Genomic DNA, 17,019 nt, shown 5'->3' with positions numbered 1-17,019 from the left:
GCACCTCCATCATTCCGCAATTTTCTGCATGTATTTTCTGCTTAACTCCACTGCGGCCTCATAGCCGCCATTCTGATAGGCTTTGTTCAAATCACTGCCAATCCCGATTGCTACCGCGCCTGCATTAAGCCAATTCTTCATGTTATCCAAATTAATTCCGCCGGTTGGCATGATCCTTACATTGGGCAGTGGACCATTAACCGACTTGATGAAAGAAGGTTCGAAATGGTTTGCCGGAAATAACTTCAAAACATCACAGCCTGCTTCCAATGATGTAGCCATTTCTCTAATTGTCATGCATCCAGGCATATAGGGAATGCCGTATCGATTACAAAGTTCAGCTACGCCATTGACAAAATAGGGACTGACAATAAAATTGGCGCCAGCTAAAATCGCATGTCGTGCCGTTTCAGAATCAAGTACGGATCCTGCTCCTAAAAGTGCGTCCGAATTTTGCAGTTCTTTGAAAGCTTCTTCAATTCCCGGTGTTGTATATGTCAACTCGATTGCCCGAACACCACCTTCCACAGCTGCTTTAGACAGCTGTGCTGCCTCCTTTGCATCCTGTCCCCGGATAACAGCAACAACTTTCGTTTCCGTTATTTGATGTATGATCGAATGCTTATCCATGATTCCTACCCCCTTAATTAAAAACAATGATTGCTTTTCGAACTTGTTCGGGATGATTTTCAACAAACTTAAATGCTTCCTGGATATCATCGAGCGAAAATGTATGGGTAACTAAACCTTCATGTCTGAGTTTGCCTTCATTCAAAAGTTTAACCACTTTTGGAAACTGGTCGGTTTGCAATCTAGATCCTTTCACAGAAACTTCTTTTTTAGTAATTGGTAGCTGGGAAACCGCTGAAGGACGTTCATCAAAACCTAGTACAACAATCCGCCCCGCCGGTGACACGACATCGAAGGACAATTCAAATGTCATCGGCAGGCATACTGCATCAATGACGACGTTGGCCCCTTCGCCATTCGTCCATTCTTCTACCCGTTTTTGAACATCTTCTTTTCCCGCATGGACGATGATATCAGCGCCGTTTTCTTTAGCGAATTCCAAACGCTCATCACTTAAATCCGTGATCATAACTGATGCCCCTTGAAGCTTTGCCATCTTTAATATGCAAATTCCAATAGGCCCAGCTCCCTGGATAAGAACGGTTTCCCCATCCTCCACCTCGCCTCTCCAAACAGCCTGTGCACCAATTGTGTATGGCTCAGCCAATACTATTTCTTCCCAGGCTAAAGCGGGATCCACAACATGCAATTGTTTCTCGGGAAGGACGAACCATTCCCTCATCCCACCATCTTCATGCACGCCAAAAACGGAAAGTTTTCCACAAACATTTTGGCGACCTTTACGGCAAGCGTAACACTCTCCGCAATAACTGATGGGCTCAACAACAACGTGGTCCCCCACTTTGATGCCCGCGACACCTTGACCTATCTCCACAACTTCTCCCGCTACTTCATGCCCAACGACCCGCGGCAGCGTTGCAAGAGGATTCGTACCATGGTAAATATGCATATCCGATCCGCAAATTCCAACTCTTTTCACTTTTACTAGGACATCCGTCGAGTTCGAAATCCGTGGTTTTTCCACTTCTTGAATGATAAGTTCATGAGCTTTCCGTACTTGAACCGCTTTCATTTCCCCACCTACTTTGTAAGAAATTCATAAACACTTGATGCTATTGTAATACCTTGTTTCAGGTTTTTTTCTTCATTGATTTGTTCAATTTCACCCGGTAGATATACCCGATCGAATCCTGGAGCAGGTTCAACCTGTCGCAGCTCTTCGATCATTTGATCCATTTGCTCTAAAAATATATCAGTATCCGTAAAGAACGAAGGATTAATTACACAAAAATAATGTCCCAGCTTCCGTTTCTTATCAAGATCGTCATACATTTTCCCAATGTGCGGACCAAATGCCGCACCGGCCAATAATCCAGAAAACACGTCTACAATTACGGAAAGACCATAGCCTTTCGGGCCTCCGAAAGTGGAAAGGGAAACAACTTTATTCGGGTCGGTGACCGCAGCTCCATTTTCATCCACTCCCCAACCTTCAGGGATTTCCTTTCCCTCTTCACGTGCCTGGAGGATTTTCCCCAGCGCAACATTGGATGTGGCCATATCAAGAATAAAGGGTTTCTTCGTTTTGGCAGGAACTCCGTAAGCGATTGGGTTGGTTCCAAGAAATGATGTTTTTCCTCCGAACGGGACCACAATTTTATCGGTATGTGACATAGCGATGCCAATCAACTTTGCATCAGCAGCTTTTTGAACGAAATAGCTCAGTGCTCCGCAATGGCTGCTATTAAAAACAGTCACCATGCCCACGCCATTATCTCTAGCCATTTCGATTGCATGGTCCATGGCCACGTCGCCTATCACATGCCCAAAACCATCATCTCCATCAACTACACCGGTAACGGGCCCTGTCTTTTGAAAGGAAATCTGTGCATCTGGATTTATGCCTCCTGCCTGTAAACGGTTCACATAATGCTCTGTTCGCAAAACACCATGGGAATTGACATTTCTGAGATCGGCATGAACCAATACTTCCGCGATTTTTCCGGCATTTTCTTCATTTAAACCCACTTTAGTCAGTTGTTGTATGACTAATCGTTTTGCTTCCTCGGCTTGTATCGTTACTGTTGCCATTTTCTTCCCTCATTTCTTTTAGTCATCTATCTTTCTATAACAGCTTCATTCTGTATGAACGGCTTAACTTCATCCAAATATGGTAATCCTTCATTATCCCCTGCAACAGTTGTGACAAGAGCTCCTACACCATTTGCGAATGTCAATCTTTCATCAATTGATAAGCCATGAAGATATCCGTAAATATAACCGGCATCATAACCATCTCCTGCACCGACAGTATCTACAGGTATAACAGGGAAGGCTTGTTTTTCATGCCATTCATTTTTGGTATATAGTTTTGAACCATGTTTCCCGTCCTTTATGACAAGCTGATCAATATCATTCACCTTTGCGAATTCCGCCAATGATTCTTTAGAGTCAGTTCCGGTGATCAATTTTATTTCATCTAAACCCGTTAGCAAAATGTCAACATATGTAAATATGTTATAATAAACTGATCTTGCTTCCTCGATGGACCATAGCTTTAAGCGGATATTCGGATCAAAGGAAATAGGTATATTTTTCTGTTTTGCAATCTCCATTACCCGCTTGGCAATTTCCATATTTTTAGGATCTATAGCCAAAAATACTCCAGTAAGGTGGACTAAATCAATCTCTTCAAACATCTTCTCTGTTATATCTCCTGGCAATAAAGTTAAAATAGGAGATTGATAGCGGTAATAAAAAGTCTTTCCCGAGCCATCCTCCCGAATTTCTTTAAAGTTAAGAGATGTTGGATATCCATTTACATAGGCAACATCACTCATGTCCACGCCTTCCCCACGCGCGAAATTGTAGATAACTTTACCGAACTCATCCTTGCCTAAACGGCTTATCCATTTTGCCCGCATGCCAAGCCTTGCACAGCCAATCGCAAAATTCAGTTCAGCGCCTCCTACTTTTCGCTCAAAACGGGTAACGAATCTTAAAGGTCCTGTCTCTTCCGGATTTAGCGTAATCATGGCGTCGCCCAGCGTTAAAACACCATATTTTGATGACAATACAGTACCTCCTTCTTTCGAACAGTCACAAATAAAAACAAAAACATTTGATCATATCATTTTCATCAAGATTTATTGCTAAATCGATTTAGTTAATTACTAAATCGGTTTGGTAAATCATAAGGAAATTGTAAATGAAAACCCTACCAAAAACAATAGAAAAGTTTGATAATTTGTAATTTTATTTTTATTTGATATTTTTTCATATAACATCCAAACTAAATTTATGATCAAAACCCATATAAAGGTAAAGTGGAAGGGATTATTTCTTTCCCCATTTTTAATGTTTAATAGTTACGGATATTTCATCCTAGGGCATTCAATCAAATTTTACTCTTTGCTATTAATTTGGAGAAAGTTGTATAATATATCAATTATTAAATAATAAGTTTGAAAGGTTGTTTGGAATGAGTTTTTTGAGAATATACATCTTACTTACCGGAATAATGATCACATGGGGGTTAAATGTCTCAGTTATTAAAATTTTAGTTGCGAATACGCAGCCCGTAACAATAACTTCTTTGAGAATTTTTGCTGCATCCCTTATAGTCATTATTATCCTTTTCTTCTTTGGATTAATACGGCTTCCTAAAAAAAGTGAACTTTTTTACATTTTTGGAGGAGCACTTTTGAGTGTCGTTTTTCATCATTATTTTTTAGCGGAGGGATTGACGAAGACTTCCGCCTCGAATGCTGGACTTATTTTGGGCATGGGGCCGATATTGACTGTCATCTTGACCATGATATTTTTTCGTAAAAAGCCCACTTTAATCAGGCTAGTTGGCTTTATATGCGGTGCCCTAGGTGTGAGTTTTACCGTTATGGCAGGAAGCGGAGGACTTCACTCTATTAATCTGGGAGATGTGGATATTTTACTTTCCATTCTTTCACAGGCATTGAGTTTCATACTCATTAATAAAGCCTCGAAAACAATGGATCCACGATTACTAACCGGCTACATGATGCTTATCGGGTCTTTTATTCTTTTTGCCATCAGCTTATGGAAGGAACCAGAAGGCTTATCTTCACTGGCAACGGCCCCGCCATCCATCTGGGGAGCTTTCTTGTTCTCTGCTATTTTTGCCACTGCCCTCGGGCACATGAGCTATAATTATGCCATTGGTAAGGTAGGTGCAGCTGAATCATCCATATTTCTTAACTTAAACACCTTATTCTCTTTGTTAGGAGCAGCATTTTTCCTTAATGAAGCCATTGTGCCTGCACATTTCATCGGACTTATCTTCATTGTTTCAGGAGTATTGCTTGGCTCGGGTGCAATTGAAATATGGATTTTCCAAAGGAAAAATAAACGTATATCTGCCTAGCGGCTACAGCAAAACCTCTTTTTCGCGCCTTCCTTTAAAAAAGGCATCTATGACACTGCTAAGCCATTGTTAAAAAAATGGCTTAGCAGTGTCATAGGGTCTTATTTTATAAGTGAAGAATGCCCATTAGGTAAGCCTTATATCAGTTGTTACCCTTTTCTTTCTGAGAAGACTCCTTGATGAGGACATATTGTTTACATAAAATTGGTTTTGATGACATAATACATATAAAAGAGACTGTCTAAGGGTTACGGACAGCCTGAGATTACAGTCATGCTAATAATGTAAATCAACTAGCCCAGATCGCAAACAAACCTTCTGTTACACCCAATTTGTACAGATAATAAAGTCCGAATACAAAACTTATAGCTCCCGCGAGACCATGGACAAACCCAATTAAAGCAGACACCAAAAAAGGACGAAATCGATCTTTATCGTTCGTAATATTAGGGCGATTTTTAAATAAACTTTTCGCCCCTAGCATAACAAGCATAATACCAACGCCAAATTCCAGCGTCATGCTTAACGACTCCGGAATTTCCCCTTTCATCCAAATGAACAGCATCCCTATAAGAAACAGCGTACATGTATGGCCTATTCCCCAATACACCCCCGTTAGAGTGGAACGCGATAATTTTTTCGTATTTCCTGCTGTAGTTGCTACTGCAATAACGTGATCCGGCTCTAATGAATGCTTTACCCCCAATAGGAAGCCTAATGAGAGAATTGACACCAAACTCATTTCTCTATCACCTCCCCGAGACACTTCCATACTTCTTCATACACCTGTTTAAGCGGTAAATTGTTCTGTACGGCAATTTTACGGCAATCTTCATATTCAGGAGCCTGCTGCACGGGCAGCCCTTCATGGAACCCTCTTTTTATCGTCACTTCCCCCCATTGTGTATGTACAGTGAAAAAACATCGTTCGAGCCTGTGCACGGTAAGGGGATAATAGCGTATACCGAGCGTCGTCGTTTCAGCAAATAATATCTTCTTCATTTTCGAAACCATCTGCTGTGAACAGAGTAGTTGCAATAACACCCCCGGTCGATTTTTTTTCATAAAGATTGGCGTATAATATACATCATTTGCTCCTGATTCAAACAGCAAATCCATTACATGTCCCATCCATTCACCGGAAATATCATCAAGATTCACTTCCATTTTTACCATTTGTTCATCAAGATGTTCATGATCAGGTGGTCGGTTCATTGAATCTCCCCAATGATAATACGAAGTACGTTCGGATGATTCTCAAATGTTTTTGTTCCCGCACCATACCCAATGGATTCGACAGTCATGGCTGGAAGCAAGCCGAATTTTTCAGCTAAAACTGCAGCGATGGCAGCACCGGTCGGCGTTGTCAATTCAAATCGAATATCGTTCGAGGCAATCGGTACCCCCTTTAATATTTCCAGAGTGGCAGGTGCAGGAACAGGATATATGCCGTGATCAATATGTATATGTCCAGATCCCGTTGGAATGGCTGATGACTGAACTGATTCAATACCTAGCTGATCGATTAAAATGGCAGCCCCGATAATATCTATTATTGAATCTACCGCTCCTACCTCGTGAAAGTGAACTTTTTCAAGAGGAAGCCCGTGTATATGCCCTTCCGCTTCACCAATCTTCTTAAAAATGGCGAGTGACCAGTTCGTTACCGATTCATTAAAGTTTGCCTCATTTATAGCTTCCACAATTTGTTTGTAGGTACGGCTGCCATGATGATGGTGATGCACATGGTTATGATTGTTTTCGTGTACATGTCCATGGCTGTGGCCGTGTTCATCGTTATGGTTGTGTTCATGTCCATGACTGTGTTCGTGTTCATCACTGTGGCTGTGTTCATGTGGTTGCTCTGATTTACTGGTAAGAATGACATCAAATTTCGTACTGGTAATGCCATTTTTGACGACCTTCCCCCATGACAGAGTATATTCTTCATCTATGTTCAGCTTTTTTAACTCCTCTTCCATTTGTACAGGGTCTGCACCTGCATCAATCAACGCACCAATAACCATATCTCCGCTTATGCCGGAAAAGCAGTCAAAATATAAAGTCCTCATCGCAATTGACCTCCTTTTTATGTACAAGTTTGTATATAATCGCTGCATTGTAGGCTGCACCAAATCCATTATCGATGTTGACCACACTTACACCGGATGCACATGAATTGAGCATCGATAGCAGTGCCGATAAACCGTGAAAATTAGCACCGTAACCAATACTTGTCGGCACAGCAATAATTGGATTCATGACAAGGCCTCCTAACACACTTGGAAGTGCCCCTTCCATCCCCGCGACACAAACGGATGCCGTAGCCCCTCGTATCTCGTCAATATTATCAAGGAGGCGGTGCAGTCCAGCAACACCCACATCGTATATACGCCTGACTGGAATACCTAGAGTTTCCGCCGTCACGGCTGCTTCTTCTGCAACGGGCAAATCTGATGTCCCGGCGCATACAATTGCAATATATGAACCAACAGATTTGGATTTTTCCTTAACCCATGCAAGTGTCCGTGCCATATCGTTATACTCAAAATCACTATATTCTTTTTGTACAAACACTGCTTTTTCCGGAGAAATGCGAGTCACAAGTACGGAATCATTCCTTGCCCGCAGTGATTGGACAATCGTTAAAATTTGTTCAGCTGTTTTCCCTTCTCCAAATACAATTTCGGGGAAGCCTTGTCTTCTCTTACGATGATGATCGATTTTTGCGAACCCTAAATTTTCATAGGATGCAAGTTTTTCCTTTGCTTCCGCGACTGTCAATGAACCCTTTTGAACCTGCTCCAAAATATTATCGATCATAACATTTCTTCCTTTTTAAGCGCTATATTCATACTCCCGCTTGTATAGCCCGTGAGATCCATTGATACATACTTATAACCAAATTGTTTCAGCTGTTTCGTGATTGCCACATGGTATTGAAGCACTCGCGGCATATCGTCGGGTTCAACTTCAATTCGGGCAGTATCCTCATGCGTCCTGACTCTTACCTGATGAATATCCAATGATTTTAAGTAAGCCTCTGATTTATCCACTTTAGTCAATTTTTCCTTCGTAATGATTTCACCATATGCTATTCGTGAGGATAGGCAAGCAAATGACGGTTTATCCCAGGTTGGCAAACCGGCTTCCTTGGACAATTCTCTTATTTCTTCTTTGAATAAATCGGCTTCTAGAAGAGGTCCCCTAATTCCTTTTTCTTTTGCTGCCTTCATGCCAGGACGAAATTCGTTTGCATCATCAGCAATAACTCCATATATAATATTATTAAAATCATATTGTTCAAGAATAGGAAGCAGGTGGTCAAATAAACCACTTTTACAAAAGTAACAGCGATTTTGATTATTTGCTGTATATCCAGGAATGGCCAACTCCGAAGTTTGAATGACACGATGTTTGGCACCAATCCATTTTGACAGCATAAGGGCCTCTTTCAATTCACTAGACGGATAGGTTTCCGAATCTGCTGTAATGGCTAACACATTATCATAACCCAAAGTATCAATCGCGACTTTTAACAAAAATGTGCTGTCCACCCCTCCTGAAAAGGCGACCACAACCGACTCCATTTTTTGAAGAATACCCTGCAGGTTTCTGTACTTTTCTAGTAACATAGAACTTTTCTCCTTTCTGGTTTGTCTGAATTTATCTACTGTCCACCAGCAATAACACCCTTGATGGACTACTAAAAGATTGAATGAGATACATCAAATTGGTCGGAAAGGAGGAAAAACACACCCTCATACCTTCAGTCCCATCGTCTCTGAACTATATGCGACGGATTACTTTAACTTTTTTTACGAGAGCCGAGAATTTTTTCCGTTTCTGTCAGCCTTCTGTAAACCATTTCGCAAAATGGATCAATGGACCGCCAAGTCCCGCCTCGTTGGCCCCTTCCTTAAAAAAAAGCAAGGTTGACACCGCCAGTTGGCATAAGAGGGATGTGAGGAAGCGGTCATTATGTCTGTTGGTGTATACGCAAATGGAATGCTACTGACGCTATAGCGCTTCACCATTTTAATTTTGTTGACATTGACGGTTGGAGAAAAGATAAATTCCGCCTCTGCCATCATGACCGCACGAACCGTCTCAGGATTCAATACTGTAACGTCATCCGCTATGATATCATCACCGGAATCCTCTTTTACTCTCTCAATTTTTCGGCACACTTTTTGTATTTCTACTGTAATTCCGAGTGTTCGGATGCCACCTTCTTTCAGGGCTCAAGCGATTGGTATAATTTGATCGGGGGTGCATCGCGAATCATGGCAACCAGTCCCCTATGATTAATCTCTTCTGGTTTAGTCATTTTTCCACCGTTCTACCTCGTCACATCATCAGAGCCGCCATTCATGAACAAAAGCGAGGTCAGCACGGATCTGCACCCCCTCAACATCGCCATTTACCATCGTGGCCATTACACCCATGGCATTTCCACGCCTTGCAGCTTCAACTAGCCGCAGTCCATCAAGCAGACCGGAAAGTACACGGGATGCAAAAGCATCTCAAGCACCGATGGGATCAAAGACCCGTTCCACATGAAATCCAAATCCAAGAATGTATGTTTTCGGTACAGACGTGGCTGAAATTAAAGCGCCTTCTTTGCCCAATTTCTGTGCGATACTCTTTCAGGGTCTCGCGTCACAAATGAAACATCAACGCCCTTCACCGCGAATAAATGATTGCATGGCATCGCCAAACTTCATCGATTCGGGGTAAACACTGTCATTGTTTCTCTTATAGTTACAACATCCATGTCATCAACTGCTCTCTTGTCAGGCTTTTACGTAGTTAGAAAGCGTACCGATCCTCTCAATATTGATGTTCATCCGGTCACCGTTTTTCAACCAGATTTTCGGATTCCGGCCCATCCCAACGCCCGGTGGTGTACCTGTTGCAATCAAATCACCTGGCTTCAGTGTCATGGACTGTGATAAAAATGAAATGATTTTCGGAACTGTAAAAATTAGGTTGCTTGTATTTGAATCCTGCATAATTTCACCGTTTAATTCAAGCGAAATAGCTAGATTATGTGGATCACCCACTTCATCATGTGTAACGATAACAGGTCCAAATGGGGCAAATGTGTCCGCCGTTTTGCCTCTTGACCACTGGCCGTCCTGAAATTGCAAATCTCGGGCGCTGATATCATTCATAATCGTATAGCCAAAGACGTAGTCACCCGCCTCTTCTTCTGAGACATGTTTCGCCTCTCTTCCAATGACAAACGCAAGTTCCGCTTCAAAATCGACCTCAGTTGAATTAATTGGGATTTCAATCGCATCATTATGTCCGGTAATCGCATTCGCATATTTTGTAAAAATGACCGGCGATTGCGGCGGCTCCATCCCGGTTTCCTTGCAATGATCAAAATAGTTAAGTCCTACGCAAATGATTTTATCCGGCTTTGCGATTGGCGGCAGGATCTTTACTTCTGACAGTTTGAATATTACATCGCCATGACCCCGTTGCTCGATTAACAGTTCAGCACGTGAACGCAACTCGCTGCCTCGTTCTATAAACTTTTTCATACAAGCAGGAAATTCCTCTGGATCGAGAGCCGTTAAGCTAATAATTTGATCATCTTGAAAAACTATGCCGATGTGCTGTTCGGTTTGTACGGAAAAAGTCGCTATCTTCATATTTTTCCCCTTTCTTAGGTTAATGCGTATGGTGTGTTTTCTCCCATTAAGACCTGAACGATATTTCTTGCTGCTTTTTGACGGAGTTCAATCATCGCCTCCTCAGAATACCAAGCGCTGTGCGGTGTAATGATGACATTGTCCATTGTGAGTAGCGGGCTATCGATGCGGACCGGCTCATTTTCAGTAACATCAAGTGCAGCGCCTGCAATTATCCCGTTTTCAAGTGCATAGGAAAGTGCTTTTTCATCGATTATCGGTCCACGTGCCGTATTAATGATGACCGCATTACTCTTCATTCGTTTAAGGCGCTCCTCATTGATCAGGTGGTATGTATCATCAATTAAGGGCACATGGATCGACAAATAATCGGCTTCGCCTATTATTTCGTCTAGATCCATTTTTTGAACCCCGACAGCAGCCATATCTGTCGCCGATACGAAAGGGTCATAAGCAGCCGTTTTAAAACCGAGTGGTTTCACCTTTTCAATGAAACGGCGCGGAATCCGGCCAAAGCCTAGAACCCCAACCGTTTGCTCGTTAAAACGATGAATGGGTGCACACACTTTAAAGTCCCAGTTACCTTTTTTCACTTCCTTGTTTAACAGTGTCACTTTCCTCGCCGACGATAGTAACAGCGCCAATGCATGATTCGATACTTCTTCCATGCCATAATCAGGTACATTGGCGACAGTAATCCCGTTTTCCTTAGCCGCATTGAGATCAATTGTATTGACTCCGACACCATAGCGGGAAATGATTTTGGTGTTCTCAAGCGACTCAATGACCCGGCGTGAGATAGGAGCATATTGATTTAAGATTGCATCCACTTCTTTTGCCTGTTCCATTACTTCTTCTTCCGTCTTGCATTGCGCTTTGATGAAATCGATATCCAGACCACTTTCCTGAAAAACCTCTTCTTCATATTGCAAATGCTCAAATTCGTAATCCGTTAATAATATTTTAAAGGTCATTTGGGAACCACTCCTTTATAGTAATACACACCAGAATTTCAGAGGGATCACTCTCGTTAAAATCATCTATTTTGCTGCCGCCTTTTCGATTTTCGCAATTCCGAGCCCTTCTGCCCCGAGTTTCGATGTTTTTGCTTCTGGAAAGTATCGTTCGATCATTTGAATACCAATTGCGGCACGGCGCACACGTTCTTGAGCGAGTGAGATGTTCGTACTTTCCCATTGTTTCCCTGATGGGTATACATCAGGGTGATTACGCAAACCAAATTTGATGTAAACAGGCGACAATACACGGATAATTTCTGGTATTTCATAATAGCGAAGAAAGCCGCCGAATGTATCCGGCACTTCAACGTATAAATCAATTGGAATGTTAATTGATTGTCGGATCGCTGCAAGTTTAGACAGCGTTAATGCAGGTGGCACGTTGTAGGTATCCGCTCCGATGTCTTCCATTAATTTAACGGATACTGGATTGGCTGCTCCCATTTGAACCGATACTTTAACAACAAAGTCTTCCGGAAGCTGTCCGTCTTTTTTCATTTCTTTCGTTAAAAGAAGCAGTCCTTCATCCGCAACTAACGCACCGCGAAGGCCAAGTGCAGCTCCCCTTTTCAAGTCTTCCATGGCATAAACAAGCTGGTCCGATCCTTCATGGCGGATCCCCTGAGATTTACCTCCAGGCGTAAGCGGTCCCGCACTGACATCCCATGAACCCCTAGGACCGACAAACAAACTCAACTCCATGCCGCGCTCTGCTGTCATTTCACACATTTCTTTGATTTCTTCATCCGTTTGAAGCATGATGCCGCTGCCCTGAGATATTCGGTGAATAGTCAAACCGAGTCGGTCAATTTCTTTCAATGTTTCTTTAAGGGCAGCTGGACCTTCTACACTTGGTAGTTCAATTCGGTATTGTGCTCCATCTGGAAATGTTTTCGTTGATGTAGGAAGTTCTTTAAGATCAGTAGATGGGTAGCCTAATTGTTCGAGCAAGTCGCGTGATTCTTTCATTTTTGGACACCTTCTTTCATATCTATATTTTTTAAGAGTGCAGCTACTTTTTCACTCAAATCAGCAGGGTATACATCGCATGGTGGACGATGTCCAGCCGCAATGTCAAACCAACGCTGATGAACGGCTTCTTTCATAGCTGTAAAAAATGTCGGACCATAATTGTACACATCCATCAGTTTTGAAATCACTTGATGATTTTTCTGTGCTTCTGCAAGATCACCTTTATGATACGATTCATATAAATGAACGGATATTTCCGGGGCGAAGACAGCGCTTCCATTAATGCTCCCAGCTGCACCAATCATTTGGGCCGGAAGCAAATGCTCGTCAAACGCAGAGAATACTCGAAAATCACTGCGAATTTTCTTCACTTCCGCCAGCACCTGACGAAGGTGGCCGAAATCACTGACCGTCTCTTTAATACCCGCAATGTTTGAATGATCTTCGGCTAATTTTTTAATCAATTCGATTGATAAATTTTGTCCCGTCAAGAGCGGGATGTTATAAATGAAAACTTGGAGATTAGTATGATTCGCTACACTGGAAAAATGCCGGTATAATTGCTCGTCAGACAGTTTCCAGTAATATGGGTTGACTACGAGTACTCCGTTCGCCCCATGCTCTTCTGAATAAGAAGTTAATTCATGCACCTCTTTTAATGCGGTATGCCCGACTCCGACCATAACTGGCACTCTTCCATTAATGTGCTTGATCATTTCGCGTACGTATAATTTTCTTTCTTCTGTTGTAAGTGATGAGAACTCACCTGAGCTACCCATCAACAAGATACCGTCAATATTCCGAGAGATTAATAGGTCGATATACCTTCTGTTCAGCGCCATATCTAAGTTCCCCGTTTCATCAAATAAGGTGACTATCGGTGGAATGATGCCATGAAAATTCATTATTTTTCCTCCTTTTATTACCATCCAGCGATACTTCCGCCTTCATTACGCCAAATTGGTTTTTTCCAATCATGTCCGGTTTCTGCTGCCTGCTTTACTCCGGGAGCACCGGTTCCTCAATGAACATTGGACGGAAAGGTTCGAGTTCTTTCACAATCACCTTTGCCAATGTTTTATGAATCCTCCCGTGCTTGCCTAAATAAAGCAACACGTTCGATGACCGCTTGTACTTTCGAAAAGCTATCTTATGTAATTCATTTCTTCTGATGCGTTCATTTTGACAGCAAGAAAGGCCTCTTTCAGTTCTGCTATTGCGGTAGCAACTACATCCACTGGTCAATCTCCTTCGAACCATGAGCATACTTTAATTTTTTGACGTGCTTTGCCGCCGAGATTTGGTATACAGGAATTTCGAAGTATTTTCCTTTCATATCCCATAGTGCCTGCTCAATTCAGGAAATGGAAGAAAGAGAGATTTTCAAACATGGAAACCTCCCTTTCACTTGTTAAGAACCTTTAATAAAAACCGTTTTTATGGCTGTATAAAATTCTTTCGCCGCTTCACCCTGCTCTCGAGAACCCGTGCTCGATGCTTTCATACCTCCGAATGGGGCTTGCAACTCTACACCCGCACTTTCCGCGTTAATGCGGACAAGACCTGCTTCAATTTCATCAATGAATTCCAAAATTGAGCTAATATTTGATGTAAAGATTGATGCACTCAATCCGTATTTCGTATTATTTGCCAAGTCAATCGCTTCGACAAGATCGCTTGCTTTTATAAGCGCGATAACTGGTCCAAAAATTTCTGCTTGTGCAATCTCCATTTCGGACGTCACCTCTTCAAAAATCGCTGGTGTAATGAAAAAGCCCCTATCGTAGTCTCCGCCAGTTAATACCTCCCCACCATGTATGAGTTTTGCTCCCTCCCGCTTGCCTTTTTCAATGTACTCTATCACCGTATTGAACTGGCTTTCGCTTGCACATGGGCCCATCCAAATACCCTCTTGAAGCCCGTTGCCAACTGTAATTTCCGCTGCTTTTTTTACCAATTTTTGTTTAAATTCATCATAGACAGATGATTCAACAACAACACGACTTGAAGCTGTGCATTTCTGGCCGGAAGAACGGAATCCACCGCTGATGACCGCCTCGACAGCTTGGTCGATGTTCGCATCTTTCGTTACGATGACTGGATTCTTTCCACCCATTTCAAGCTGGTATTTTATCCCGCGGGCGGAAGCTGATTTTGCGACGCTCTGACCGACACCTTCAGAACCGGTAAATGTGATTGCATTTAAAAGCGGATGATCGATAAGCCCTTGGCCAATAGTCGATCCTTTACCGGTAATAAAGTTCACAACGCCCTCGGGGAAGCCTGCTTTAGTAAAGCATTCCATCACTTTCGCTGCAGTAACGGCTCCCTCCGTTGCTGGTTTCCATACGATTGAATTGCCATATACAAGTGCAGGAGCCATTTTCCAGATGGGAATTGCAATCGGAAAGTTCCATGGTGTGATTATCCCGACAACACCAAGCGGGGTGCGTTTCGTAAACATTAGGGCATCTTTATCGGATGATGGAATTACATCTCCGTCTTTCCGCATCCCTTCCCCAGCATAGTAGCGTAGGATTGCAACACCTCTTGCCGTTTCACCTTTTGCTTCTGGTAACGTTTTACCCATTTCTCGAGTCATGGTTTCGGCAATTTCATCTAGATTTTCTTCCAATATATTGGCCGTTTTGAAAAGGATTTGCCCACGAGCAGACTGCCCGAGCCTGCGCCAATCCCTCTTTGCTTTATCGGCAGAAGCTACAGCTTTGTTCAAGTCATCTTCTGTTGAGCTCTGAACGTAGCCAACCGGTTCTTTGTCCGCAGGATTAATGCTTTCGATTGTATTTCCAGAAGATGCATTCACCCACTCATTATTAATGAAATTTTTATATGTTTTCGTTGCAAATGTAGTTGATATCATAATCTTTAGCTCCTTTTTCGTTTTAGAATGTCGGTCCAATTCTCCATATACCAAAGTCATGCTGCTTTAATATCTCAGCTTTTGTTAATTTCCCATTTGAAACCTGTTGAATTTCTTTCATAATTCGTCTGCCCACTTCATCGACGGTTTCTAGACCATCGACAATAGTCCCAGCATTTAAATCCATATTTTCATTCATCCTGTCAAACATTGTTGTATTAGTTGAGATTTTTATGACGGGTGAAATAGGAGAACCCGTTGGCGTTCCTCTTCCACTTGTAAAGAGAACGATTTGGGCGCCGCCTGCCACCATTCCCGTTAATTGCTCAATGTCGTGGCCAGGCGTATCCATCCATACGAGCCCTTTTTTTGTGGGTACCTGGGCATAATCAATGACTTCTTCCAGTCTGGTTGTGCCTGATTTTGTCGCTGCCCCCAGTGATTTTTCTTCGAGTGAGCTGAGACCGCCCTCAATGTTTCCCGGACTCGGATTTCCGGTGCGGATATCGACGCCCATTTGAATCGAGCGGTCTTCCATCATTTTAATGACCGCATAAGCTTTTTTGGCTACCTGGTCGTTTGCCGCCCGGTTAGCGATCAAATGCTCTGCACCGATGAGTTCAGTCGTTTCCGCTAATATTGCAGTTCCCCCCTGCTGAACAACCAAATCACTTGTACGTCCGACCGCCGGGTTAGCCGATAAGCCAGAGCATGCATCCGATCCTCCGCATTCTGTACCGACAATCAGCTCGCTAAAATCACATAATTCCCGTTGCACCATCGATGCATCCTGAACCATTTTGACCGCAATTTTAGCTACCTCGGCAATGGTTTGAAGAGTGCCGCCATGATCCTGAATCGATACAGTTTCCACTGGTTTACCGCATTTGGCAATTTCATCTCCGATGCGGTGAGCCTGATGTGTTTCACAGCCAAGTCCGAGAACTATGACACCATATACATTTGGGTTCATGCCCATTCCTGCATAGGTTCTGGCCGTTTGATCATAATCAGTACCAACTTGTGCACAGCCATGCTGATGAATGAATGTGACGGTTCCGCTCACCAATTCTGTGACGCGCTGAGCTGTTTGAGTCGCACATGTTATCGTTGGCAAAATCAGTACATGGTTCCGGACACCGACTCGGCCATCCGGACGGCGGTAGCCCCAAAACTGCATTTTTTCATTCAGCAATTTTGTCACCCCTTCCTCTTTTACCTTCTAAATTGTGTACATGAACATGTGCACCAGCGGGAATAAATGTTGAGGCTGCACCAATGACTTCCCCATATTTAATTATGTCTGCTCCTTGTTCGATGGATTTGACTGCGAACTTATGTCCAAAACGAATCGGTTCAAGAATGGATATGGCAAGTTCTTCAAGCCCTGTCTTCACAACTACAGATGTGTTTTCAGGGATTTCGGATAAAGCGACGGCCACACTATCTTTAGTACTTAAGTAAAGTGTTTTATATTCGCTCATTTTGTCACCC

Annotated in this window: 18 protein-coding genes and 1 pseudogene; 1 reads left to right on the top strand and 18 read right to left on the bottom strand. The window is 42.8% G+C overall.

Annotated elements, in window-relative coordinates; all coding sequences use genetic code 11:
• Positions 1-9: 9 nt before the first annotated feature.
• Genes IOC57_RS18870 through IOC57_RS18855 form a run of 4 tightly spaced genes read right to left on the bottom strand, consistent with a single transcriptional unit; the run spans position 10 to position 3,665 of the window.
• Positions 10-630, bottom strand: a complete 621-nt coding sequence (locus IOC57_RS18870; RefSeq protein ID WP_207440134.1) for a bifunctional 2-keto-4-hydroxyglutarate aldolase/2-keto-3-deoxy-6-phosphogluconate aldolase — start codon at positions 628-630, stop codon at positions 10-12.
• A gap of 13 nt (positions 631-643) precedes the next feature.
• On the bottom strand, positions 644-1,663 hold the full coding sequence (locus tag IOC57_RS18865) for a zinc-binding alcohol dehydrogenase family protein (protein ID WP_207440133.1): 1,020 nt from the start codon (positions 1,661-1,663) through the stop codon (positions 644-646).
• Positions 1,664-1,671: 8 nt separating this feature from the next.
• Complete coding sequence (gene allD, locus IOC57_RS18860) at positions 1,672-2,682, bottom strand: ureidoglycolate dehydrogenase (RefSeq protein ID WP_207440132.1); 1,011 nt, start codon at positions 2,680-2,682, stop codon at positions 1,672-1,674.
• Between the two features lie 26 nt (positions 2,683-2,708).
• On the bottom strand, positions 2,709-3,665 hold the full coding sequence (locus IOC57_RS18855; protein WP_207440131.1) for a sugar kinase: 957 nt from the start codon (positions 3,663-3,665) through the stop codon (positions 2,709-2,711).
• Positions 3,666-4,072: 407 nt separating this feature from the next.
• Here IOC57_RS18855 and IOC57_RS18850 point away from each other — a divergent pair, with 407 nt between their 5' ends.
• Positions 4,073-4,990, top strand: a complete 918-nt coding sequence (locus IOC57_RS18850; protein WP_207440130.1) for a DMT family transporter — start codon at positions 4,073-4,075, stop codon at positions 4,988-4,990.
• A gap of 289 nt (positions 4,991-5,279) precedes the next feature.
• On the opposite strand, the gene IOC57_RS18845 is transcribed toward IOC57_RS18850, so the two are convergent.
• The 14 genes and pseudogenes from IOC57_RS18845 to IOC57_RS18785 form a co-directional block, all read right to left on the bottom strand.
• On the bottom strand, positions 5,280-5,732 hold the full coding sequence (locus IOC57_RS18845) for a hypothetical protein (protein ID WP_207440129.1): 453 nt from the start codon (positions 5,730-5,732) through the stop codon (positions 5,280-5,282).
• Complete coding sequence (larC2, locus tag IOC57_RS18840; protein WP_207440128.1) at positions 5,729-6,205, bottom strand: nickel pincer cofactor biosynthesis protein LarC2; 477 nt, start codon at positions 6,203-6,205, stop codon at positions 5,729-5,731. The genes IOC57_RS18845 and larC2 overlap by 4 nt, the downstream gene beginning before the upstream one ends.
• Complete coding sequence (gene larC / locus IOC57_RS18835; protein WP_207440127.1) at positions 6,202-7,062, bottom strand: nickel pincer cofactor biosynthesis protein LarC; 861 nt, start codon at positions 7,060-7,062, stop codon at positions 6,202-6,204. The genes larC2 and larC overlap by 4 nt, the downstream gene beginning before the upstream one ends.
• Positions 7,043-7,813 carry a nickel pincer cofactor biosynthesis protein LarB gene (larB, locus tag IOC57_RS18830; protein ID WP_207440126.1) on the bottom strand — a complete coding sequence of 257 codons (771 nt, stop codon included), beginning with the start codon at positions 7,811-7,813 and terminating at the stop codon, positions 7,043-7,045. The genes larC and larB overlap by 20 nt, the downstream gene beginning before the upstream one ends.
• On the bottom strand, positions 7,810-8,625 hold the full coding sequence (gene larE / locus IOC57_RS18825) for an ATP-dependent sacrificial sulfur transferase LarE (protein WP_207440125.1): 816 nt from the start codon (positions 8,623-8,625) through the stop codon (positions 7,810-7,812). Before larE ends, larB begins: the two co-directional genes overlap by 4 nt.
• Positions 8,626-8,871: 246 nt before the next feature.
• Positions 8,872-9,231, bottom strand: coding sequence for a beta/alpha barrel domain-containing protein (locus IOC57_RS18820; protein ID WP_207440151.1), 360 nt, complete (start codon positions 9,229-9,231; stop codon positions 8,872-8,874).
• Positions 9,232-9,786: 555 nt separating this feature from the next.
• Positions 9,787-10,653, bottom strand: a complete 867-nt coding sequence (locus IOC57_RS18815; RefSeq protein WP_207440124.1) for a fumarylacetoacetate hydrolase family protein — start codon at positions 10,651-10,653, stop codon at positions 9,787-9,789.
• Positions 10,654-10,667: 14 nt separating this feature from the next.
• Entirely contained in the window at positions 10,668-11,627 is a 960-nt protein-coding gene (locus IOC57_RS18810) for a C-terminal binding protein (protein ID WP_207440123.1), read from the bottom strand.
• Positions 11,628-11,693: 66 nt separating this feature from the next.
• Positions 11,694-12,641 (bottom strand): U32 family peptidase, encoded by a 948-nt coding sequence (locus IOC57_RS18805; RefSeq protein WP_207440122.1) that lies wholly within the window; start codon positions 12,639-12,641, stop codon positions 11,694-11,696.
• Complete coding sequence (locus tag IOC57_RS18800) at positions 12,638-13,549, bottom strand: dihydrodipicolinate synthase family protein (protein WP_207440121.1); 912 nt, start codon at positions 13,547-13,549, stop codon at positions 12,638-12,640. Before IOC57_RS18800 ends, IOC57_RS18805 begins: the two co-directional genes overlap by 4 nt.
• A 97-nt stretch (positions 13,550-13,646) precedes the next feature.
• A pseudogene (locus IOC57_RS26565) lies at positions 13,647-14,001 on the bottom strand (galactonate dehydratase); the annotation flags it as partial.
• A 54-nt stretch (positions 14,002-14,055) separates the two neighbouring features.
• A complete protein-coding gene (gene gucD, locus IOC57_RS18795) occupies positions 14,056-15,525 on the bottom strand; it encodes an alpha-ketoglutaric semialdehyde dehydrogenase GucD (protein ID WP_207440120.1) in 1,470 nt (489 codons plus the stop codon).
• Positions 15,526-15,547: 22 nt separating this feature from the next.
• Positions 15,548-16,705 (bottom strand): UxaA family hydrolase, encoded by a 1,158-nt coding sequence (locus IOC57_RS18790; RefSeq protein WP_207440150.1) that lies wholly within the window; start codon positions 16,703-16,705, stop codon positions 15,548-15,550.
• 4 nt (positions 16,706-16,709) lie between these two features.
• A complete protein-coding gene (locus IOC57_RS18785) occupies positions 16,710-17,009 on the bottom strand; it encodes a UxaA family hydrolase (RefSeq protein ID WP_207440119.1) in 300 nt (99 codons plus the stop codon).
• Positions 17,010-17,019 lie beyond the last annotated feature (10 nt).

The sequence above is a fragment of the Bacillus sp. SD075 genome, from assembly GCF_017355165.1.
GTDB lineage: Bacteria > Bacillota > Bacilli > Bacillales > DSM-1321 > Peribacillus.
The sequence above is the reverse complement of the archived record's forward strand: the minus strand, read 5'-3'. Positions and strand labels throughout refer to the sequence as shown.